The organism is Exiguobacterium sp. s89, assembly GCF_018617735.1.
Taxonomy (GTDB): Bacteria; Bacillota; Bacilli; order Exiguobacteriales; family Exiguobacteriaceae; genus Exiguobacterium; species Exiguobacterium marinum.
In genome coordinates this window covers 501,337-520,965 of record NZ_JACSKS010000002.1, presented here as the reverse complement: position 1 = coordinate 520,965, position 19,629 = coordinate 501,337, and the positions used below count along the sequence as shown (strand labels likewise).

General features: G+C 47.5%; 25 protein-coding genes. 2 read left to right on the top strand and 23 right to left on the bottom strand.

Annotated features, from left to right (window positions below):
* Positions 1-22 precede the first annotated feature (22 nt).
* Complete coding sequence (locus tag KNO96_RS08575; RefSeq protein ID WP_214703368.1) at positions 23-1,132, top strand: low temperature requirement protein A; 1,110 nt, start codon at positions 23-25, stop codon at positions 1,130-1,132.
* A 37-nt stretch (positions 1,133-1,169) separates the two neighbouring features.
* Here the strand turns inward: KNO96_RS08575 and KNO96_RS08570 are convergent, their stop codons facing one another.
* The 13 genes from KNO96_RS08570 to KNO96_RS08510 all read right to left on the bottom strand — a co-directional run bounded on the left by KNO96_RS08570 (position 1,170) and on the right by KNO96_RS08510 (position 9,581).
* On the bottom strand, positions 1,170-1,598 hold the full coding sequence (locus KNO96_RS08570; protein WP_012727014.1) for a CBS domain-containing protein: 429 nt from the start codon (positions 1,596-1,598) through the stop codon (positions 1,170-1,172).
* A gap of 256 nt (positions 1,599-1,854) precedes the next feature.
* Positions 1,855-2,658 (bottom strand): alpha/beta fold hydrolase, encoded by an 804-nt coding sequence (locus KNO96_RS08565; protein WP_214703367.1) that lies wholly within the window; start codon positions 2,656-2,658, stop codon positions 1,855-1,857.
* A 77-nt stretch (positions 2,659-2,735) separates the two neighbouring features.
* Complete coding sequence (locus KNO96_RS08560) at positions 2,736-3,848, bottom strand: DUF2817 domain-containing protein (protein WP_214703366.1); 1,113 nt, start codon at positions 3,846-3,848, stop codon at positions 2,736-2,738.
* An 86-nt stretch (positions 3,849-3,934) separates the two neighbouring features.
* Positions 3,935-4,333: a hypothetical protein gene (locus KNO96_RS08555; RefSeq protein ID WP_214703365.1), complete on the bottom strand. Its 399-nt coding sequence runs from the start codon at positions 4,331-4,333 to the stop codon at positions 3,935-3,937.
* 114 nt (positions 4,334-4,447) lie between these two features.
* Positions 4,448-4,915: a flavodoxin family protein gene (locus tag KNO96_RS08550; protein WP_214703364.1), complete on the bottom strand. Its 468-nt coding sequence runs from the start codon at positions 4,913-4,915 to the stop codon at positions 4,448-4,450.
* A gap of 56 nt (positions 4,916-4,971) precedes the next feature.
* Entirely contained in the window at positions 4,972-5,412 is a 441-nt protein-coding gene (locus KNO96_RS08545; RefSeq protein WP_214703363.1) for a hypothetical protein, read from the bottom strand.
* Complete coding sequence (locus KNO96_RS08540) at positions 5,409-6,059, bottom strand: SIMPL domain-containing protein (protein ID WP_214703362.1); 651 nt, start codon at positions 6,057-6,059, stop codon at positions 5,409-5,411. Before KNO96_RS08540 ends, KNO96_RS08545 begins: the two co-directional genes overlap by 4 nt.
* 73 nt (positions 6,060-6,132) lie before the next feature.
* Entirely contained in the window at positions 6,133-6,303 is a 171-nt protein-coding gene (locus KNO96_RS08535) for a hypothetical protein (protein ID WP_214703361.1), read from the bottom strand.
* 23 nt (positions 6,304-6,326) lie between these two features.
* Positions 6,327-6,863: a DUF2812 domain-containing protein gene (locus tag KNO96_RS08530; RefSeq protein ID WP_214703360.1), complete on the bottom strand. Its 537-nt coding sequence runs from the start codon at positions 6,861-6,863 to the stop codon at positions 6,327-6,329.
* Positions 6,860-7,183: a PadR family transcriptional regulator gene (locus tag KNO96_RS08525; protein WP_026825347.1), complete on the bottom strand. Its 324-nt coding sequence runs from the start codon at positions 7,181-7,183 to the stop codon at positions 6,860-6,862. Before KNO96_RS08525 ends, KNO96_RS08530 begins: the two co-directional genes overlap by 4 nt.
* Positions 7,184-7,564: 381 nt before the next feature.
* Entirely contained in the window at positions 7,565-7,735 is a 171-nt protein-coding gene (locus KNO96_RS08520) for a hypothetical protein (RefSeq protein WP_214699646.1), read from the bottom strand.
* 139 nt (positions 7,736-7,874) lie between these two features.
* Entirely contained in the window at positions 7,875-8,882 is a 1,008-nt protein-coding gene (locus KNO96_RS08515; RefSeq protein ID WP_483297748.1) for a tRNA dihydrouridine synthase, read from the bottom strand.
* An 84-nt stretch (positions 8,883-8,966) separates the two neighbouring features.
* Positions 8,967-9,581 (bottom strand): TetR/AcrR family transcriptional regulator, encoded by a 615-nt coding sequence (locus KNO96_RS08510; RefSeq protein ID WP_214703358.1) that lies wholly within the window; start codon positions 9,579-9,581, stop codon positions 8,967-8,969.
* Between the two features lie 201 nt (positions 9,582-9,782).
* On the opposite strand from KNO96_RS08510, the gene KNO96_RS08505 reads away from it, so the two are divergent.
* The gene (locus KNO96_RS08505; protein ID WP_026825344.1) at positions 9,783-10,727 is read left to right on the top strand and encodes a DUF5692 family protein; all 945 of its coding nucleotides are present in this window, start codon (positions 9,783-9,785) and stop codon (positions 10,725-10,727) included.
* A gap of 133 nt (positions 10,728-10,860) precedes the next feature.
* Here KNO96_RS08505 and KNO96_RS08500 read toward each other — a convergent pair whose 3' ends face one another.
* From KNO96_RS08500 to gatB, 10 genes are all read right to left on the bottom strand, one after another.
* On the bottom strand, positions 10,861-11,301 hold the full coding sequence (locus KNO96_RS08500) for a hypothetical protein (protein ID WP_214703357.1): 441 nt from the start codon (positions 11,299-11,301) through the stop codon (positions 10,861-10,863).
* 39 nt (positions 11,302-11,340) lie between these two features.
* On the bottom strand, positions 11,341-12,153 hold the full coding sequence (locus KNO96_RS08495) for a DUF4839 domain-containing protein (protein ID WP_214703356.1): 813 nt from the start codon (positions 12,151-12,153) through the stop codon (positions 11,341-11,343).
* A 100-nt stretch (positions 12,154-12,253) separates the two neighbouring features.
* Positions 12,254-12,865, bottom strand: a complete 612-nt coding sequence (locus tag KNO96_RS08490; protein ID WP_214703355.1) for a hypothetical protein — start codon at positions 12,863-12,865, stop codon at positions 12,254-12,256.
* A 10-nt stretch (positions 12,866-12,875) separates the two neighbouring features.
* Positions 12,876-13,412 carry a GNAT family N-acetyltransferase gene (locus KNO96_RS08485; protein WP_214703354.1) on the bottom strand — a complete coding sequence of 179 codons (537 nt, stop codon included), beginning with the start codon at positions 13,410-13,412 and terminating at the stop codon, positions 12,876-12,878.
* 122 nt (positions 13,413-13,534) lie between these two features.
* Positions 13,535-13,942, bottom strand: a complete 408-nt coding sequence (locus tag KNO96_RS08480; protein ID WP_214703353.1) for an ester cyclase — start codon at positions 13,940-13,942, stop codon at positions 13,535-13,537.
* Positions 13,939-14,850, bottom strand: coding sequence for an SDR family oxidoreductase (locus KNO96_RS08475; protein WP_251125100.1), 912 nt, complete (start codon positions 14,848-14,850; stop codon positions 13,939-13,941). The genes KNO96_RS08480 and KNO96_RS08475 overlap by 4 nt, the downstream gene beginning before the upstream one ends.
* A 244-nt stretch (positions 14,851-15,094) precedes the next feature.
* The gene (locus tag KNO96_RS08470) at positions 15,095-15,514 is read right to left on the bottom strand and encodes a MarR family winged helix-turn-helix transcriptional regulator (RefSeq protein WP_214703351.1); all 420 of its coding nucleotides are present in this window, start codon (positions 15,512-15,514) and stop codon (positions 15,095-15,097) included.
* Positions 15,515-15,712: 198 nt separating this feature from the next.
* The gene (gene rlmD / locus KNO96_RS08465; RefSeq protein ID WP_214703350.1) at positions 15,713-17,074 is read right to left on the bottom strand and encodes a 23S rRNA (uracil(1939)-C(5))-methyltransferase RlmD; all 1,362 of its coding nucleotides are present in this window, start codon (positions 17,072-17,074) and stop codon (positions 15,713-15,715) included.
* A 55-nt stretch (positions 17,075-17,129) separates the two neighbouring features.
* The gene (locus KNO96_RS08460) at positions 17,130-18,128 is read right to left on the bottom strand and encodes a diacylglycerol kinase (RefSeq protein WP_026825339.1); all 999 of its coding nucleotides are present in this window, start codon (positions 18,126-18,128) and stop codon (positions 17,130-17,132) included.
* A 63-nt stretch (positions 18,129-18,191) separates the two neighbouring features.
* A complete protein-coding gene (gatB, locus tag KNO96_RS08455) occupies positions 18,192-19,622 on the bottom strand; it encodes an Asp-tRNA(Asn)/Glu-tRNA(Gln) amidotransferase subunit GatB (RefSeq protein WP_214703349.1) in 1,431 nt (476 codons plus the stop codon).
* Positions 19,623-19,629: the final 7 nt, after the last annotated feature.

Sequence of the window (19,629 nt, the reverse complement as noted above, 5' to 3'; positions counted from 1 at the left end):
TCTATGAAAAAGGAGTTCTCCTATGCCCCCTCATCATGAAAAGGTAGAAAAAATTGAACTGTTTTTTGATTTAGTTTTTGTTTTTACGTTCATACAACTCACCTTAAAACTTGAACGTCATCTCACTATTCATACGTTTTTAGAGGTTCTCGTTCTCATGGCTCTCATTTGGTATATCTTTGAAGGGTATATTTGGTTGACGAATACGACCAAATTGACAAGAAGAAATCATCAAATCTTCATGACGCTCGGAATGATTGGCTTCATGTTGATTTCCGTTGCGATCCCAAATGCATACAATCAAGATGGATTTATTTTTGGACTTGGTTTTTTAGTGATCGTCGCAGTACATTCAACATTGTTCTTGCTTCACAGTAATGACGATACGAAAAAGGCCATGCTCGCCATCGTTCCATATAATATCTCGTTTAGCATCATCATCCTTGTCGCTTCGCTGTTCGAGGGCAATGTGCGCCTGATTGTATGGGGAATTGTCGCGATTGTGGCGGTATTGGGACCCCTCGTACAAAAAAACAGAGGTCAATTCGAAGTGTCATCCTGGCACTTCCTTGAGCGTCATTATCTCATCTTGGTCATTGCCCTTGGTGAAACAATTGCTTCTACCGGTCGAGCCGCGATTGATGAGGATTTAACGTCCGATGTCGTCTTGACGATGATTCTAGCACTCACCCTAACCGTTCTACTCTGGTACTCCTATGTGAAAGACGATGAAAAACGTGAAAATCGATTCTATAACATGCACACGGATAAACGAGATCAGACAGCTAAGGCCGGATTCTATTGGTCACACCTCTCGATGTTTCTCGGCATCATTTTACTCGCTGTCGTGAAGATTGCGATCATACACGATCCGATGCAGACACTCGATTTGGCACATCGTATCACGCTGTATGTCGCGATCGTCCTGTTTGGATACGGTGTCATTTACTTCAATCGGCTATTTTTCAATCTATCTTGGAAGCGACTCGCGTTTCTTGCGGTCCTGCTCGTCATCCCACTCATCGCACCATATTTACCAGCGATCATTCTCTTGCTCGTCATCACGTTTATTTACTACATTTCAATCATCGCCCCACTCCCGTTCTTAAAAACAAAGCGGGAAGAAACGTAAAACAAGCCAGAACCGCGAGTCGGTTCTGGCTTGTTTATTATCGGACTTCATTCTCGAGTTGCTTCAACTTTGTCGAGTAATACTCGATGATGTCACGGCGTCGGATGATGCCGATGAAATATTTTCCGTCATCGACGACAGGCACGAAGTTTTGGTCCGTGATCGCATCGACGAGTTCTTCAATTTGCGCCGTAATCGAGACCGGCTTATAACGAACGCGTTGTTTGATATCTTTTAGACGTGTCCGGAGCACTTTTTCATAGTCTTCTTCCCCGCGAAGTTGTTCTGCAAGTGCCCAAAGTAAATCCCCCTCTGTCATCGTCCCGGCATAAAAACCGTTCTCTGAAACGAGTGGGACAGACGTGAATCGATGATGTTTCATCTTTTCAAGCGCTTGTCGTACCGTTGATTCGGGGTCCAAATATTTGACGTCTTCTTTCGGATATAAAAAGAAAGCGATGTTCATTTAAATCTCTCCTCAATCTGTTAATCCACCCCGTTATTGTACCATGAATGGTAGGACAGGTTGAACTAATCGAACAATCCCGTCGTATTTTTATCCCCCTTTCTCCATAACGACACAAAAAAACATCGTGATTCTTGTCACAGCAATGTTCAGATGATTCGAGAAAATTGGAAAGGAACTCCAATTGATTTATACCCTTTTTAGTTGCTTCTTATCCATCGAAACATACAAAAGGCCCCCATTAGGAGGCCAAAAATTATTGAACAAACTGTAGTAGCATATCGTTAAATTTCTCTCGTTCGTCGAGCACGGTACCATGTCCGCTCTCTTCGAAACGTTCGATTTGTGCGTTCGGAATGCCTTGTTCCATCTGTTCAGCGAACGCGAACGGACAGATTTTGTCATGTACCCCATGGATAATCAACGTTTCGACATCAATCTTCGGCAGGGCATCGCGTAGATCTTCGTCACGTAACGCCTGTGCCGAGGCGATCGTACCATGGCTCGATGCGACGAGCGCAAGGTAGTGGAACCAGTTTTGCATCGGTTTCGAATGTTCTTTCTCGAAGAAGATTTCCCCGAATCCTTCAAGCATCTTCGGTCGGTCCGCTCGAGTATCCTCAATCAAGGCATCGACTTCATCGGTCGTCATTCCATATGGATAGTCTGAACGTTGTGTGAAAATTGGCGCCGCGGCTCCAGCTAATACTAACTTTTTGAGACCGTCCTCTTTATAATCTGCCGCATATCGGACCGCAATCGCCCCGCCCATCGAGAACCCGACGAGCGTGAAATCTTTCAGGCCAAGTCCGTAAACAACCATGTGCACGTCCGACGCCATCGTTTCATAATCATATCCCGTTGCCGGGGCATCGGACTTCCCGTATCCTCTGAAGTCAATCCCGATATAGCGATATCCTGCCTCCACGAGTGCATTTTTCTGATACTCGAACATGTTGTTGTTCGCTGGCCAACCGTGTAAGAAAACAATCGGTTCCCCAGAACCGACGTCTTCGACATATAAATTCGTGCCATCGTGTGCTGTAATGTATCCCATCATCAACCCTCCACTATTTCAATGTTAAGCGTAAACACTCACAACCTTCTTGTTCCCGTTTCCGACTCCAAAAAACCCTACTATGCGTCACGCCAAAGTGACTCTCCTTTTAAACAGCCTTCGATAGCTGTCGCACCTTCCCGCAACACGGCTTCCCGCCAGATCGGATCATCCGGATAAAACATTGCCATGAACTCATTTTGAATCCCGTTACGTGCTTCAGGGTCTTTCGTCCCTTCAAAGTACAGCCGATTCTCTAAGATAATCGTGAGAAATTCACGAATGGAGGCTTTCGTTGAAGTCCCGAACGTCCCGAATTCAAACAATGCGGAGACGAGTCCCTTGTCCGGATATTCCGTGTCGCGTACATAGTAAAAATGATTGGTCGAGTCTCCGAGTACCTTATCCGGATCATACACGTTGACGTTGTCGATACCGTACGCCTGTTTCAATTCTTCTTCAGTTCGTCCGTCTCGCCTACTGATGACCATCGTGACCTCATTCGTTGGTCCGAGTGCCGTATGCCAGTCCATATGCACCACTTTCCCGTAGCGTTCAAGCAAATCATGTTGAACTCCTTTCAAGAAGGTAGCTGACGACTCGTCTTTATCTCCTCCATAATAGACACCTTTCGGGAATTGGTACTGCCCCATTCCTTTCGCCCCACTCATCGCTTTGAATCCGTCGAGTTTGATTCCAGAGCCGAGGAATGAATAGATCTGTTCCCTTGCTTCATGATAGTCGTCAATCAATCCGTCTGGTACGAAGAGATGGCGCATCAGCTCATATTCACGGTTCACGTTATATGGGACCGACTCACGATCAATGACGTAATTTCGGTTCAAATCGACATTGTGCTCATTGACCCGCCGAAAGTGTTTCATTCCCCACGGATTGACGGCATGGATGAGACAAATGCCGGTCGTCTCATGTCGTACATGTGAGAGTTGCGTCCGAACGAATTGGTGAGTCACCGCAGCACCCGCATATCCTTCAATCCCATGTTCTCCAATCGTCATGAGGAGCATTGTTTTACAATCCCGTTTCGGCTCCCCTAAAATGACGTCGATACTTTCGTCCCCAATCGAATGCGTCAACAGCTCTGCCTTCGGATAAAATCGTTTCACCTCAGACAGTAAATTTATAAATTTCTCTCGTGATTCTTCATAAGATGATGAAAAATATTGGCTCATCACACTCTCCTCCAATCTATACTCTCTACACCCATTCCCATCCTACGGCAATCTAAAAACGCTTCCTTCAGAAGGAAGCGCTACTGTCAAGGTGTCCGGATCCGTTTCGTATGTTGGCGGCGGAATGCCATCAGATAGAAAATAGGAGCAATCAGGACGGCACCGAACAACCAATACAGACCGGCATACGCATACAATCCTTCAAATGAACGGAACACCCAAGCGAGAACGGTAAAAGCGACAATCAACTCAATGGTCCATAGCAATCCCCGACGAACCGCTAACATCATCGTGTTCGTTTTTTGAAAAAAAGCTGCAACGAAGGTAATCAAAAATGCTGGAAAACTCGAGAGCCACATCATTCGATTCAACGAACTCTCGGCAAAGTACGAATTCCCGAGAGAGATGGTGATGAGGAAATGCACCAAAATGACTAACAAGACGACAATCCAACCGACGAATACATCACGTTCCATTTTTCTCATCACAACCAACTCCTTTTCGGTAGGTTTAGATACTTAATATTTACCCGCTTTCCAAAATCTTTTGTCCGATTCCATCAAAAAAACGCATCCCGATAATGGAATGCGTATCACTAATTAATTCACCAACTCTCGCGCCCACGCTTTCGCGCGTTCGAGTTCGCCTTCTTTCAACATCTCCGTCTCCCCATCAACCAAGAACGATTCTTTTTGAACGTTCGTTGCGCCTTTTTCAATCATTTCCCCTTCGACGCGGTTTACCGCATGACCGAACCAGTCGATGATTTTACCGAGAATCGGATTTTGTTTTTCTTTGACGACACTCGTATCAAACGCAGCCGTCTGCTTCCCTCGTAGGGCATTGTCTGAGATTCCGTCTAAAAACACTTTAATGTCCTCGGTTTCATACCCTCCATGCGTCGGTGAACCGATCACAACGAAATCAATGTGCGCGAGATCTCCCAATCCGATATTCAATACGTGTTCCATACGTGCTTCATGCCCCTTTGACAGTTCTTCCTGCATCGCATGGGCAATCTTCTCTGTATGACCATATAGTGAGTCAAAAATAATCAAAATGTTCATGGTGAATCCCCCTTTACCGAACTTCTCTTTATCATCCTTCCCATTTCCACGTTCGTTCATTCTTCTTTTTTGTACAGTGAACTTCGCTTGAAGAGCGTCGCACTTATCATGATGATGCCCATTCCAAGTAGGCTGTAACCGAAGAATTTGATAAAGTCACGTGAATGGTACGGTGCTTCGAATCGATACTCCGCTCGTTTCCATTCTGAGCCGTCTTCGACCGCGATGACGTCCTCCACGGACTCCCCGTCGACTTCACGATACGCTGTCCCGATCGGATATCCGTTCGAGGCATTCCCGTAGTATCGTCCCGTCTCGTCGTTGACCGTTGTTCCCACTTCACCGATCACGTCACCGAGCGAACCCTCATCGATTGTTGTGTCGAGCACTTCATATGCGTTTCGGTCGAACACGACAAACGTATATGCCCAAGAGAGAGCGGATACGGGAATCGCAATGAATACGGAAAGAAGAATCAAGAAAATCAGTCGCCTCATTTCAAACTCCAGACGAATGTCGCCGAATCACTGACATCAATGTCATCTGGCTCAAGTTCAGGCATCCGTGATTCCGAATAGACGATGTCCTGGCTATAAAGGACGTTCGTAGGCGAGAACAGATGAATCTCCCCCCACGTATAGTCAATTTGAAGCAAGTCCCCGAGTTCGGCGCCTGCTCCTTTCGCAAGGAGTTCCGCTCGTTTCTTCGCATTTTCCGCAGCGTTCACCAATAACTGATCTTCAATCGCATTTGGGTCTTTCATCGTGAAGCGAATCGAGAGTGTTGGATTTGCCCGAGATTGACTGATTTGTTCGATGACGTCCGATAGTTTGGACGTATCGAGCGCAAATTCGAGCTTCGTCTTCTGCTTACAGACATATCCGACAAACCGCGACCGATAATTCTCATCTCGATCGCGATAGCTCTCATATTCCGTATCGATAGAAAAGTCACTCGTTTTGAGTTCCGTCTTGTCAAAACCCGCGCGCGTGATGGCTTTTTGAAGATGGGACACCGCACTTGCCGCTTCGGTCATCGTATCTTCGTATCGTGGCGCTTTCGAGACGAGGTCCATGTGAATCACAATCAAATCCGGTCGAGATGAGACGTTCCCTGTCCCTTTAACGGTAATCTTCCGTTCCATATTGATCCGCTCCTCTGTCGTTTGTTATACGGAAATTCGGTAAACACTTCAGATTTCCCTTTTTACAAAATAGTCATTTTTTCCAAATCGATGTAGCAAGCCCTCCGACATATCCTAGCATCGCTCCGCTCGCGATCCCGTACGTCAACTGAACACCGAAGAAGAACGAGAGGATTACACCGAGTGTCGTCCCCGCAATCAATCCAAAACAAATGATACAGTCTTTCCATTCTGGTGAATCCATCTTGCTCCTCCTAACCCATGCGCTCAATCTGACGACTTCATCTCTCCAATCGCTTTGAGACCTTTTAGTGTCCTGACTTTCCGAGTATGATGTTGGACCGCATAGGCCAACATCGCGACGACGACTACGTTCAATAGAATAAGCCACTGTGCAAATGGATTTGAGAGGTTTGCTACCACGGCAACAAAGTTGGCGAGTCCCACTGCGCCATACAGTTGGATGATTCGTTTCTCCCGCTGAATCATCGAATCAAAATCCGAATACAATTGGAACGGTCCGTCACTCGTTCGTTTTCGTAAAAAGATCCACCGATACGACGTATCGACCACTTCGACTCCAACCTCATCTAAGAATTCCATATACGCCTTCGACTCGGGGTGAGAAGGTAAGTTGGACAACATTTCGATTCGGTAGGTGAACGTCCCAGGTTCAACTTGTTTGAACACATATCTCATCAAACGAAAGGATTCGAGCGCCCATCCGGTTTGAGCCATCTCATTGAGCCACTTCTCTTCCTTCTCATAATCAACAAATATGCGATAGACCGTTTTCGTCTTCATGTATCCAACTCCTTCGTCCATTCATGTCCGTGTTGCACTAGTTCTTCTAGCCGTCTTAATTCTGACCGAAGTGCCTCTCGACCAGTTTCCGTGATCTCATACTCTTTCTTCCGCCCTGTTCCTTCGAGTGCCTCAATCCAGCCTCTTTCGACTAAACTACTAAGAGCCCCATATAATGTACCGGGTGCAAGCTGAACTCGCCCATGACTCAGTTCCTGGACAAATTGCATTATGCCGTACCCGTGCCTCGGTACTTGCAGGGAGAGTAATATATAATAGACTGCCTCGGTTAATGCGCCTGTACTTGACTGTTGCGTCACGTATCCTGCTCCTTTGTATCGTTATTCGTTATATCGCCATCCGATATATCAAAAATATCCTATTTCTGGTTATAAGGCAAGAGTCATGACAAAATATATTCATTCTCTATATCTAGTCCAATCATTTGTACAACCCGGGGAATCGTGTCTCATCTGATGGAACATGAAAAACAAGGACCCAGTATGTACTGACCCCCTGTGCTGCACTTCATTGTTTCCCACAAACATTGAATGACCTACTTCATTATTTTCTTGTTTCAATCGACCCGTTCTGGCATAACGTTGTTCTAATTTTTTTGAGACTTGAGGTCACTCCGATCGTTCGTCATAAATTGGAATTCACTCATATATAAACCTCCTGACCTTTGATTATCTTATGCTTTATGATTTCATCGTACGAATGGAGATGAAAAGCCCAACCCCATATCCGATGATTGAACCGATGACAATGCCATACATAAACGGAAAATCGACTAACAAAGAGATGATTATCCCGCCAGCCGTTCCAAACACAAGGCCAAGCCCGACTGCTGATTCACGCCATTCGTTCATGTTCACCCCTCCTCTTCCTTCCATTTATTTCATACGAATCGATCGCATTAAACGTTTCATTTTTCCCACCCTATTCCTTCCTACTTTTTCTTTTTTGCACACAAGAAAGGGGTTCAGCACAACTGAATCCCCTCAAAAATTATTCGACTGTCGAGACCTTCTCGGCGAGCGCCGCCTCTTCTTCATGATATTTCTCGACAAAGGCATCAAGTAGCGCCCGTACCTCATCCGTCGATTTCGTTTCCATCAAGTTATGGCGAAGTTCGCTCGCCCCACGGAATCCTTTGACATAAATCTTGAAGAAACGGTGCAAGTTCGAAATCGAACGTGGCACGTCTTCTTGGAATTTATCTTGAAGGTCCAGTTGCAGACGCAACAGATCGAGATGTTCTTCCATCGAGTGCTCGCGTGGCTCTTTCTCGAATGCGAACGGGTTCTTGAAGATCCCGCGACCGATCATGACGCCATCGACCCCGTATTTCTCAACGAGCTCGAGTCCCATTTGACGGTCGAGGATGTCCCCGTTGATCGTGATGAGCGTATCCGGTGCGATCTCGTCTCGTAGCTTCACGATGTCCGGGATCATTTCCCAGTGCGCGTCGACTTTACTCATCTCCGAGCGTGTCCGTAAGTGAATGGACAAGTTGGCGATGTCTTGTTTCAAGATATGCGTCAACCAGTCACGCCACTCATCGAGCTTCGAGTAGCCGAGTCGCGTCTTGACGCTGACCGGGAGTCCACCGGCTTTCGCTGCTTGAATGAGTTCGGCTGCCACTTCCGGACGAAGAATGAGGCCGCTCCCTTTTCCGCGTTTCGCGACGTTCGGTACCGGGCAACCCATGTTGATATCGAGTCCTTTATAGCCCATCTCAGCCATCCCGATACTCATTTGACGGAAGTATTCCGGATTGTCTCCCCAGATGTGGGCGACCATCGGCTGCTCGTCCTCGGTGAACGTCAAACGGCCACGGAGGCTGCCTTTCCCTTCCGGATGGCAATAGCTGTCCGAGTTCGCGAATTCCGTAAAGAAGACGTCCGGGCGTCCCGCATGGGCGACGACATGACGGAAGACGACATCGGTCACATCTTCCATCGGGGCAAGTATAAAGAACGGACGCGGAAGGTCGCGCCAAAAGTTTTCTTTCATCGTAAAATCAGTTCCTTTCATCCATACAGTCCAACAAAATCACTCATCTATTCTATTATGTCCGTCGGATTGTATCAACTGACATTACTCATAATCCGTTTCTTTCGAACGAATGAGTTGAAAAAAGTGCGGGAAGCCTTCGGTCAATAAATAATGAAGCACACGATTCGTATATTCCGGTTCAATTGTTCCCGTCCGAAGTAGGGTCTGGAGGACTATTCCATCGATCCCGGCCATCGTCCACGTGGCGACCGCCCGGGTCATCGGTCCTTGTTTGACGCCGTAAGCCCGTACAAAAATGGCTTCAATCCGTGTGATCCAATCTTCATACTTCACTTTGAACTTCTGTTGGATGTCTTCATTTCCAATCATCGCCTCATGAGCGAGATAAAACTGGAGTCGGCTCTCCGCATCTTTTTGAAGGCGCTCCTGCATGCCTTCATAAATTTCTTGGATGATTACCGCCGCTTCTTTCTGATCATCCTGAGAAACGGTCTCGATTCGTTTGACCTCACCGAGGCCCTCGTCCATCACATCATAAAGGATTGCCTCTTTTGACGTGTAGTAATGATAGATCGCGCCAGTACTGAATCCGGCCCGCTCCGCAATTCCTCGAAGCGTCGTGCCTTTGATGCCCTGTTCGACAATGATTTCACGCGCAGCTTGTAAGATTTTTAACTTCCCTTCGTTCATCATCATCCAACACCTTCCTCTATTCTCATCGCTCATTATATCATAATGATGTGGCGAACTTTCGACACTTCCGTGTGAGCCCACGACTTCTATTGACAGCGCTTACAACATATTGTTACACTTTTCACATAAACATAACGAACGTTCGGTATGTTTATCCATTGCATTTATTTCATATCATCTCATTTTCGAAAGGAGTGTCGTTTTATGTTTTTCTTTGAGTCGATTCCTTGGCATAACGTCGTCATGTGGTTCGTCGTACTTGGGCTTTTGATTGGGTTGAATGAGTTCGTCCGTTCCGGTAAACGAGCGAGTCAACTTCTATTCATCGCGCTTCCAATCGCCTTGACTCCGATTTGGCTGTTCGTCGTCGAATCAGAAATCACGTCTTGGTTCCATTGGGTGAAAGTGTATTCCGCATTGACCGGCGCACTAATTTATATGGTCATCCGCTTCACGAACTACCATAAGAAGCACCCTTGGTATTTAGTACTCGTTCCAGCCATTCTCGCTATCAATATCATCGAGGCGGTCATTCGGGAATTTCAAGTCGGATTCATGGGATTTGAAGGGGTCGTCGATGGCATGTACTATATCTCCGGTGGTTGGAACTACGTCAACGCCGTCGCCGGTATTTTGAACGTCCTCCTGATCTGTGGATGGTTCGGCATCTTTGCGACGTCCGGTAAGAAAGTGGACATGATTTGGCCGGACCAGACGAAGTTGTGGATCATCGCATACGGGATTTGGAACATCTCCTATGTTTACTCTTGCGCACCCGGTAACGCGTTCTATTCCGGATTCGCGTTGAATATCGCCGCAACGATTCCGGCCCTTCTTTGGGCGAAAGGGACGTGGATGCAAAACAGAGCCCAGACACTCACAATTTGGATGATGTGGGTCATGACGTTCCCTTACTTCTTTGCGGTCGGTAGTACGTTTAACGTCAGCGTCTCCTATAACCCGGCAGCGAACTGGACGCTCGCGATTATCAGTCTCGCCCTAAACGTCGTCCTCGCCGTCATGCAGGTGTCACGCATCGTCAAACGACGTCTCAATCCGTTGAAAGATGAGATGTGGACCGATACCGAAGAATATAAACAAGTCGATGCGTTACGAGAAACAGAATCACCTAATCCAAAGACAGCATGAAAACACCCCATAGCAGTGGAAATTAAATTCCACTTGCTATGGGGTGTTTTAAGCAGAAGAAATGATAACGGATTATCGATCAATACAAGACGTCGCGAGAGCAGTCGCCCAACATATAGGACTTACGATTTCTTCAAAATGATTCAGATCCATACATTTCTTCGACCGGCTCGTCTTCCCATCGGATGACGAGCTCACTTGAATGGGAGAGACTCAGCTCCACCGTCTCACATGTCGTATCGGTCAACCACATGCAACGGAATAACAGCTGGCGATAACCATACAACTCATCTACGATTTCGAAGCGTCCCGTTTTGACGAACTGACTGAGTTGCTCGATTGGACACATCAAATAGGTCGTTTCACCAAAGCGTGTAAGTGACGAAGAATCCCGGTTCACGTTCGAAATCGTCACGGTAGCGCGGCCTGTCCACACAGGTTCTTTCTTGAACAAATCACGGATTCCATCCGCAAATACGAGACGTATCATCGAACCGGTCACTGCCGCTTCTGTGATGACCGCATCATGTAAGGAAAGCGGGACGCTTCGGTTTCGAATCGTGTATTGTTTCATCGAATTCCTCCTAAATTTACATTTTTGGACGAATCACACTTATCTCATTTGGATAGAAATAGGATCAATTAAAAATAATTCAGATGCCGTTTCATACTCCACCACTTCAGCAGTGATACGTATATTGTGACCAATTCCAAAAGGGTCTGGAATATTTTCGCCCGTTAAATTTAAGCCAGAGTAGTTTACATTACGGAGCTGAAAATTGGGGCCTGGTGTTTCGCCTTCGGTGTAGTCACCCACAAGTATCAAATAATCGAAGCGAGTATCATAACTTCCATGTTTATTTACATATGCAGTATGTGCATCGAATTCAATTACGCTACCTTCATATTCTTTTGCAAAATCTTGAAGCAATGGGTCAGACTCGAAATCCACACTTAATACGGCATTTAATTCTTTACTATTATCTCTTGTCAGCGTTTCTGGTTCTTCTTCAGTTACCTCTTCAACTTCTTCATCATTTTTCGAACTATCTTTTTCGTCTTCAGAGCTATTGCTCTCACTTGATTCATCATTTTCAAATGTGTGATATGTGATGATAATTTCTTCATCTTCTGAAACCCATTGTCCTTCAGAGTAATCAGTTTTCCCACCTATAGAAACTTCTTCAATTTCTCCATCTTTTGTAATCCAACCAGTAACTAAGTCCTCAATTGCTTTTGTTTTGATATCTTTGAATCCACTTTTTTCAAGGTCAGCAATCACTTCTTTATAGTTTTCGCCTTCATAATAGCTAGCAGATGTAGAAATCTTTATTTGACCCTCGTGATCACTTGCCTCATCCCCACATCCAACTAGAATTGAAGTCAGACTAAAAATCATTATGCCATTTAAAATTTTTCTGTTCATAAGTCATCATCCTCCTGAAAATCGAATCGTCCATTAATAAAGTATGGCAATAAAAAGATTAGATTTCCACAAGAAGATTATATTTTAACTTATTTCCATTTTATACTTTCTGAAACACATAGTTCTCCACTTGTTTCGTATATCGAGGACCTTTCATCGACTTCTTCACTTCTGTGGTATCGACGTCCTTCCCTTTCGGTAAATGGAAATACTCGTCGAGCCCCGTCTGAACGAGTTCATTCGTACTTCCCATGACCCCAATCAATTCGAACGCCTTATCGAACCGCGCCAACGTCGCGTCTCCATGACTATCGTTACAAAGCAAGATGCCACCCGGCTTCAAATACTGTTTCGTCGCCTGCCCGACAAATCCCGCATATTGCGAGATGACCAAATCGACCGGTTCGATGTCGAGCGGCTGCGTATAGTCCTGACCAAAGAATTCAATGGTACACGGCTCATCATATTCCTTTCTTTGATCAATCAGTTCCTGTACCGTTTCGAGTTTCTTGAAAAAGCGAATCGCCCCTTTGAAACTGTCGACATAGATGACGTGCGGGATGACGAAGGACGGGGCGATATCGACGTGACTTCCGGGATAGAGCGCACGCTTCACGTCAAATATGTTCGCAATCGTTTCATACATGCGCTTCCGGTCCCCGATCTTTTGTGCATACGCCTCATATGTTTCTGTCACTTGTACATAGTTCATCGGTATCCTCCTAATATAAGTATCCGAGCAAGTCGAGTGTCCCTTCCATCCATTGCTTGTCTCCTACCGTCTTCACCATCAATTCGTCAAATGGTGCCTCCCCAATCCCTCGTGTCGTCTGGTTTTGGTCATCGATTTGAAGCCACGTGCATGTGTTCGATACCTTGTGAAACCCGATCTGCTCATAAAGGTGAGGTCGGTCAGCGAATAACAGGAGAAAGTCGATCTCATGCTCGTCACCGAGAGCAATCACCCTTTCCATCAGCGCTCCTCCGATCCCGCGTCCTTGCCATTCTTCTTGAACGCATAAGTCGATAATCCCGAGCACTCGAATCGGGTCCCCGTTCAAATTCATCACGCGAAAGTCTAAACCGACTTGCCCGATGACGTGCTGTTGCTCATCACATGCAATCAATCGAAGATGCGGCAACTGCTTGAAGTAGCTTCGTTCATGATAAAGTGGATCAAAAGACTTCATGAGCAACTCGGTCAACTGTTTGTCGAGTGCCTCCCCGATCTCGAACTCCATCATCTGTTGAATATTCATGTCATTCCCCCAACTATACGTTTTCGATCATACATTCATCATATCAGACATACTCTTTGTTTCTTTGGCGACGAGCAAAAAAGCACTTATGTTTGAGTCATAAGTACTTTCCCATTAAACCATCACTTTGTTTTAGGTCGTTTCACCAATAACTCGCCCATTAGTTCAGAGACGACCCACTCCTCAACAATCAATCCATCCTGAAAACGGGAGACGACCATGTCCACCCATTCGATCTGTTTCCCGCTCGCAGGGATGCCCATCATGTTTTCTTGATGTGTCCCGACAAGCGTACGCTGCCACGTGACGGTATCTTCTGTCTGAACGAGCACCTCGACCTTCTTCACCTTGACGTCAGGAAGCGCAGTCTTCATCTGTTTTGAGAAACGTCGAATGAATGCAAGGCCTTTATACGTCCGTTCCCCTGCATGCGCGACGTATTCTGTAGCGAACACTTCAGGGACGACTTCCATCCTTCCGAGTTCCATCACTTGATACGCCGCAAAACGAATCTGTTCCTCTCGATTCATACGTTCGCCTCCTTCAGGTCAAATGGATAATTTCTTGAATCTCCATCGTCTTTTAGCTCGAACTCATGAAGGTTAGCTTTGGCGAACTCAAAAAATGTCCGTGGTTCATCCCCTGTCAATTCCTTGAACGTATGTGTGACAGCCTTTGCCGTGCCAAGGCGCGTCATTAAATAAAGCGCCATCGTCACGTTTACGTACTCTCGGCTAAGCTCCCGTTCATTGATATAGCGTGAGCGGTAGTGAAGCATATTCGGCTTGGCATAGGTGATTTTCTTCCCCGTCAATAGGGTCAGTTGATTGGCGATGTCCACGTAATCGAGTGCTTCAGGACCCGTCAACGTATAAGCCACATGTTGATGAGCGTCAGGATTTAGGAGAACATGAGCGATCGCTTTGCCGATATCTTCAGCATCGATAAAACTCACCTTACTTTTACCGGCAGGAATAAATATCTCACGATCCTTCCTAATCTCTTCGGCATGGACACCGGTTAAGTTTTGCATAAAGAAACCTGGACGAATGTGCGCGTAAGGAATCGATGCCTCCTCAATCATTTTTTCGATTTTATGGTGAGGGGGGAATGGATTTCGTTCAACCCCCATCAACGATAAAAACGAGACGAGACGCACGGATTGTGCCTTCATCGCTTCTACGAACGGTCGAAAGACTTCAGCGTCCCCAATCTGAGGCGGTCGCATCAAGAATACGCGGTCGACGCCATGTAATGCTTCTTCAAACGTACTCGGATCCTCGAAATCCAATCTGACCGCTTTCATCCCCGGATAGCTCTTTTCTAGTTCTTTTATGCGATGCCCTGCCACCACAACGTCTGAATCTCGACCGTTCAAATAGTTGACGACATGTTTCCCTACATTACCCGTCGCTCCAGTCACGAGAATTGAACCCATCAATCTCTCACTCCTTGTCATCCATATTTTTTTACGCTTAGTATCCGATGAACGTGTCCTTGATGATATTTTTCTTTCGTATGCCTCTGTCTTTCAAACGTGTTGAAATCGATTTTGTCATCGTTGGTGAGCTGACAACAAAGTAATTTGCATCATTGTGATATGTCTGAACGTATATCTCGAAGGACACGTGAAAATATTTTCTTCCGGTCATGAGAATAGAACGATTTCTCTTTGCATCGAATCACATGTCGTCAAAGTGTTTCATCAGTTTGACTAAATACGCTTTCATGTTAGCCACTTCCTCTTCAGTGAAAGCTTCAAATACCGTTTCATTCACTTCATCAGAAACACGTCTCAGCTCGTCTACGAGTTTCAAAGTCTGCTCGTTCAGCTTGAGGTACGCAGATCGCTTGTCGTGTGGATTTTGCACTTTTTCAACGAAGCCGTCCCTTTCGAGCCTATTGATGATTGCAGAGATGGTCGGTCGGTCGGACTCTAATCGCTGCGCAACTTCTGCTGACGTGATGTTCCCATTGTGAGCCGTGATTTGATTCAGTACCGAGAATTGCGTAGCTGTCAGATTATACTCTTGCAATCGTTTGTCTAACGCTCCTTTTAAAAATCGTGAGGACTTAATCAACAAATAAGACAAATTTTCCAAATAATCACCTTCTTCATTTCGTTCTCGACATTCTTTGGACCCGTTCCCAAAAAAGCGACACTTCTCACATCATATAGTTAGTTTACTTATTATAAGTATACTAACTATATGGGTGTATATCAAATCAAAATGTATCTTCTGAAAAAGAGGGCCTGTCATTTCGCAATAAGCAACGTGACTAAGCCCCCCTCGAATCTCTTATTCTACTTTCTCCAACCACGCCACCGTCTCCACATGCGCCGTATGCGGGAACATGTCGACCGGTGTCACTTCCATCAAGCGATAGCCACGGTCGGCGAGGTAACGCATATCACGCGCTTGTGTCGCGACGTTACATGAGACGTACACAATCCGTTTCGGTGCCATCTCGACCATCGTCTCAAGAAACGACTCGGCACATCCTTTACGTGGTGGATCGACGACGATCACGTCCGGATTCACGCCATCTTTCTTCCACTGTGGGAGCACATCTTCCGCCGCACCACATGCGTACGTCACGTTGTCAATCGCATTGACGAGTGCATTTTGTTTCGCGTCCTCAATCGCTTCCGGGACGACTTCGACGCCGTAGACGTGTGCCGCTTTACGCGCGAGGAAGAGACTGATCGTCCCGATACCGCAATAGGCGTCGACGACTTGCTCCGTACCTGACAGTCGTGCGTACTCGAGTGCTTTCCCGTATAACTTCTCCGTTTGGACCGGATTGACCTGAAAGAACGAGTGCGGAGAAATCGTGAACGTGAGTCCTGCGATTTTATCCTCAATCGTCTCATAGCCGTAAAGCAATTTGTTCGTCGGCCCGAGGATGACGTTCGTCTTGTCCGGGTTGACGTTTTGCATGATCGACGTCACGTTCGGGAGACGCTCGACGATGTCGGCGACAATCTCATTCACGCCTTTTAACTTCGTCGTCTTCGTGATGAGGACGATCATCAGTTCACCCGAATGGTACCCGTATCGGGCCATGACGTGACGGATGACACCGCGTCCTATCTTCTCGTCATACACCGGCACACCGCGAGCATCCAATACGTCACGGACGATTTGGATCGCCTTGTCATTGCGCTCATCTTGAATCAAACATTCGCTCATCTCGACAATGTCATGCGAACGAGGACGATAGAAGCCCGAGACGAGACGGTCCCCTTCTTGTTTGAACGGGACTTGTGCCTTGTTGCGGTAGCGCCAAGGTTCCGGCATCCCAATCGTGTCATGGACCGGTACGTCGAACTGACCGAGACGCTTGAGCGCATCGACGACGCGTTCCCGTTTTTGGCGAAGTTGACCTTCATAACTGAAGTGTTGCAGCTGGCAGCCGCCACACTGATAAAAGATCGGGCACGGCGGCTCGACCCGGTCGGCACTCGCTTCTTTCACGTTCAACAATCGGGCGAACCCGTACTGCTTGTTCGTCTTCGTCACGACGATTTCGACCGTCTCTCCCGGCAACGCGTTTGGGACGAACAGCGTATAGCCGTCGACACGCGCCACACCCGCCCCTTCATGGGTCAGGTCGTGGACATGCACATCGAGACGGTCATTTTTTTTCACTGGTAGCATACGAATGCTCCTTCCATTGCAAATAGGAATGACTGATGTCGTCATTCCTATCTTTTCACTCTGCTTTATCGAGCGAAACATTGAACAATTGCTTGATCATCTGTTCGCGTTCATATTGTGCATTCAACTCTTCCATCTCGCGGATCCGGGCGTTCGGCGCGAGCACCGTCAAATGACGGAATAAGTTCCGCATCTCCCCTGTACACTCCCCGCCGTACTCGCCGTCGATGTTCAAACTCATCGGCTCGGTCGTCTTCATCTTGACGCGACTCGTCTTCACATGTTCGACGAGCGAGCTCGATAAATGCTCTCCACGGAGAAGTAAGCGGACGACATGGATGAATTCGAACAAGTTACATTTCCGCAAAATGAACAAGTCGAATAACCCGTCATTCAACGATGCGTGCGGTGAGATCTTTTCAAATCCACCGACCGAGTTCGAGTTCGATGTGAGAAAGATCATGACTTCCCCTTGGAACGTTCCTTCGTCGTGTTCGAGCTCGATGTACGTCGGTTTGATGAGTGGTAGCTTCTCCATCCCTTTCACGTAATACGCGAGCTGACCGAGCGCCGTCTTCAACTTCGATGGCACCTCATACGAGAGCTCGGTCATGATCCCACCGCCAGCGATATTGATGAAATAGTGGATGTCACCTGTCTCTCCTTCGATTTCCCCGAGGTCGACCGGCATCTCAAATCCGTCACAAATGACGTCGAGTGCGCCGACGACGCTCAGTGGAATCCGCATCGCCCGAGCGAAGTCGTTCGTCGTCCCGACCGGAATGAGACCGATTGTCGGACGATTCTCAAGCGGCGCGAGCCCTGAGATGACTTCGTTCAATGTCCCGTCTCCACCTGCGGCGATGATGAGGTCGAACTCGGCCGCCGAGGCCCGTTTTGCTTCGAGCGTGGCATCACCAATCGCTTTCGTCGCATACGTCGACGTCTCATAACCCGCATCCTCGAGGCGGTTCAAAATGTACGGGAGTTCCCGTTTGATCACTTCTTTACCAGATGTCGGGTTATAAATGACCCGCGCACGTTTCCGTTGCATATTGATTCTCTCCCCTATGCTCAACTCGAGCGAAAAGCGAGACACAAGTGTCTCGCCGCCTGCTTAGCGTTTCGCGATCTCTTCGTGGAACAAGCCATCGAGGAGTGCCGGGTTCGCCATCCCTTTCGTCTGTTTCATGATTTGGCCGATGATGAAGCCTTTCGCACGGTCTTTCCCGTTCTTGAAGTCTTCGATCATTTGCGGATGCGCCTCGAACAATTCGAGGATGTAGCCACGTAACAAGTTCTCGTCCGAGATTTGGGCGAGTCCGTTCGCTTCCACATACGCTTTCGGCTCAGCCGCCTCTTCCATCATCGCCGTGAAGACACGCTTCGCGATTTTCGATGAAATCGTCCCTTCCGCAATCAAGCGGATGAGCTCTGCGAGTGATTCCGGCGTCAACTTCATCGTCTCAACCGTTTCATTTGACTTGTTCAAGTGACCGAGTACTTCACCCATGAGCCAGTTCGCTGCCGCTTTAGGCTCGGCTCCAGCTGCTGTCGTCGCTTCGAAGAAGTCCGAGAACTCACGCGTCGACGTGAGGGCTTTCGCGTCGTATGCCGAGAGACCATATTGGCTCATGTAGCGTTCACGACGTGTTGCCGGCAACTCTGGAATCGTCGCGCGGATGCGCTCTTTCCATGCCTCATCGATTTCAAGACGGACGAGGTCCGGCTCCGGGAAGTAGCGGTAGTCCGCTGCCCCTTCTTTGACACGCATGAGAATCGTCTTTTTCGCAGCTTCGTCGTAACGGAGCGTCTCTTGACGCATGACGCCACCTGAGAGAAGCAATTTGCGATGACGCGTCTCTTCATAGTCGAGCGCCTTCAAGACGTTTGAGAACGAGTTCAAGTTTTTGAGCTCCGTCTTCGTCCCGAACTTCTCCTGCCCGTATGGACGGACCGAGATGTTACAGTCACAGCGAAGCGACCCCTCTTCCATCTTGACGTCCGAGACGCCAGCGAACGAGAGGACTTCTTTCAAACGTTCGAGGTACGCGACCGCGTCTTTAGGTGAGCGCATATCCGCTTCACTGACAATCTCGATGAGTGGTGAACCGGTCCGGTTGAAGTCGACGACCGAGTGCTTCTCGCCCGTATGGTTCATCTTCCCGGCATCTTCTTCTAAGTGTACACGCTCGATGCGGAATCGTTTCATCTCTCCGTCGACTTCGACGTCGACGTGACCGTTCGAGCCGATCGGCTTATCGAACTGGGAGATTTGATACGCTTTCGGCGTGTCCGGATAGAAGTAGTTCTTCCGGTCGAACTTCGTATCTGTCGCAATCTCACAGTTGAGTGCCATTGCCGCCTTGATGGCGAGGTTGACCGCTTCTTCGTTCAATTTAGGCAAGACGCCCGGGTGTCCGAGACAAATCGGGCACGTCTGTGTATTCGTTTCGGCACCGTAAGTGCGTGAGCAGCCACACCAAATCTTCGACTTCGTGCTCAGCTCGGCGTGCACCTCGATCCCGATGATCGTTTCAAAGTTCATCGTAAGT

Coding starts and splice junctions, on each gene's coding strand:
- KNO96_RS08570 (WP_012727014.1), bottom strand. CDS start 1,598: ATGAACATCGCTTTCTTTTTATATCCGAAAGAAGACGTCAAATATTTG.
- KNO96_RS08460 (WP_026825339.1), bottom strand. CDS start 18,128: ATGCAACGGAAACGTGCGCGGGTCATTTATAACCCGACATCTGGTAAA.
- KNO96_RS08505 (WP_026825344.1), top strand. CDS start 9,783: ATGTTTTTCTTTGAGTCGATTCCTTGGCATAACGTCGTCATGTGGTTC.
- KNO96_RS08500 (WP_214703357.1), bottom strand. CDS start 11,301: ATGAAACAATACACGATTCGAAACCGAAGCGTCCCGCTTTCCTTACAT.
- KNO96_RS08555 (WP_214703365.1), bottom strand. CDS start 4,333: ATGAGAAAAATGGAACGTGATGTATTCGTCGGTTGGATTGTCGTCTTG.
- KNO96_RS08530 (WP_214703360.1), bottom strand. CDS start 6,863: ATGAAGACGAAAACGGTCTATCGCATATTTGTTGATTATGAGAAGGAA.
- KNO96_RS08550 (WP_214703364.1), bottom strand. CDS start 4,915: ATGAACATTTTGATTATTTTTGACTCACTATATGGTCATACAGAGAAG.
- KNO96_RS08510 (WP_214703358.1), bottom strand. CDS start 9,581: ATGATGATGAACGAAGGGAAGTTAAAAATCTTACAAGCTGCGCGTGAA.
- gatB (WP_214703349.1), bottom strand. CDS start 19,622: ATGAACTTTGAAACGATCATCGGGATCGAGGTGCACGCCGAGCTGAGC.
- rlmD (WP_214703350.1), bottom strand. CDS start 17,074: ATGCTACCAGTGAAAAAAAATGACCGTCTCGATGTGCATGTCCACGAC.
- KNO96_RS08490 (WP_214703355.1), bottom strand. CDS start 12,865: ATGAACTATGTACAAGTGACAGAAACATATGAGGCGTATGCACAAAAG.
- KNO96_RS08545 (WP_214703363.1), bottom strand. CDS start 5,412: ATGAGGCGACTGATTTTCTTGATTCTTCTTTCCGTATTCATTGCGATT.
- KNO96_RS08560 (WP_214703366.1), bottom strand. CDS start 3,848: ATGAGCCAATATTTTTCATCATCTTATGAAGAATCACGAGAGAAATTT.
- KNO96_RS08495 (WP_214703356.1), bottom strand. CDS start 12,153: ATGAACAGAAAAATTTTAAATGGCATAATGATTTTTAGTCTGACTTCA.
- KNO96_RS08480 (WP_214703353.1), bottom strand. CDS start 13,942: ATGAATCGAGAGGAACAGATTCGTTTTGCGGCGTATCAAGTGATGGAA.
- KNO96_RS08515 (WP_483297748.1), bottom strand. CDS start 8,882: ATGAAAGAAAACTTTTGGCGCGACCTTCCGCGTCCGTTCTTTATACTT.
- KNO96_RS08540 (WP_214703362.1), bottom strand. CDS start 6,059: ATGGAACGGAAGATTACCGTTAAAGGGACAGGGAACGTCTCATCTCGA.
- KNO96_RS08535 (WP_214703361.1), bottom strand. CDS start 6,303: ATGGATTCACCAGAATGGAAAGACTGTATCATTTGTTTTGGATTGATT.
- KNO96_RS08565 (WP_214703367.1), bottom strand. CDS start 2,658: ATGATGGGATACATTACAGCACACGATGGCACGAATTTATATGTCGAA.
- KNO96_RS08475 (WP_251125100.1), bottom strand. CDS start 14,850: ATGGGTTCAATTCTCGTGACTGGAGCGACGGGTAATGTAGGGAAACAT.
- KNO96_RS08520 (WP_214699646.1), bottom strand. CDS start 7,735: ATGAACGAATGGCGTGAATCAGCAGTCGGGCTTGGCCTTGTGTTTGGA.
- KNO96_RS08485 (WP_214703354.1), bottom strand. CDS start 13,412: ATGAATATTCAACAGATGATGGAGTTCGAGATCGGGGAGGCACTCGAC.
- KNO96_RS08575 (WP_214703368.1), top strand. CDS start 23: ATGCCCCCTCATCATGAAAAGGTAGAAAAAATTGAACTGTTTTTTGAT.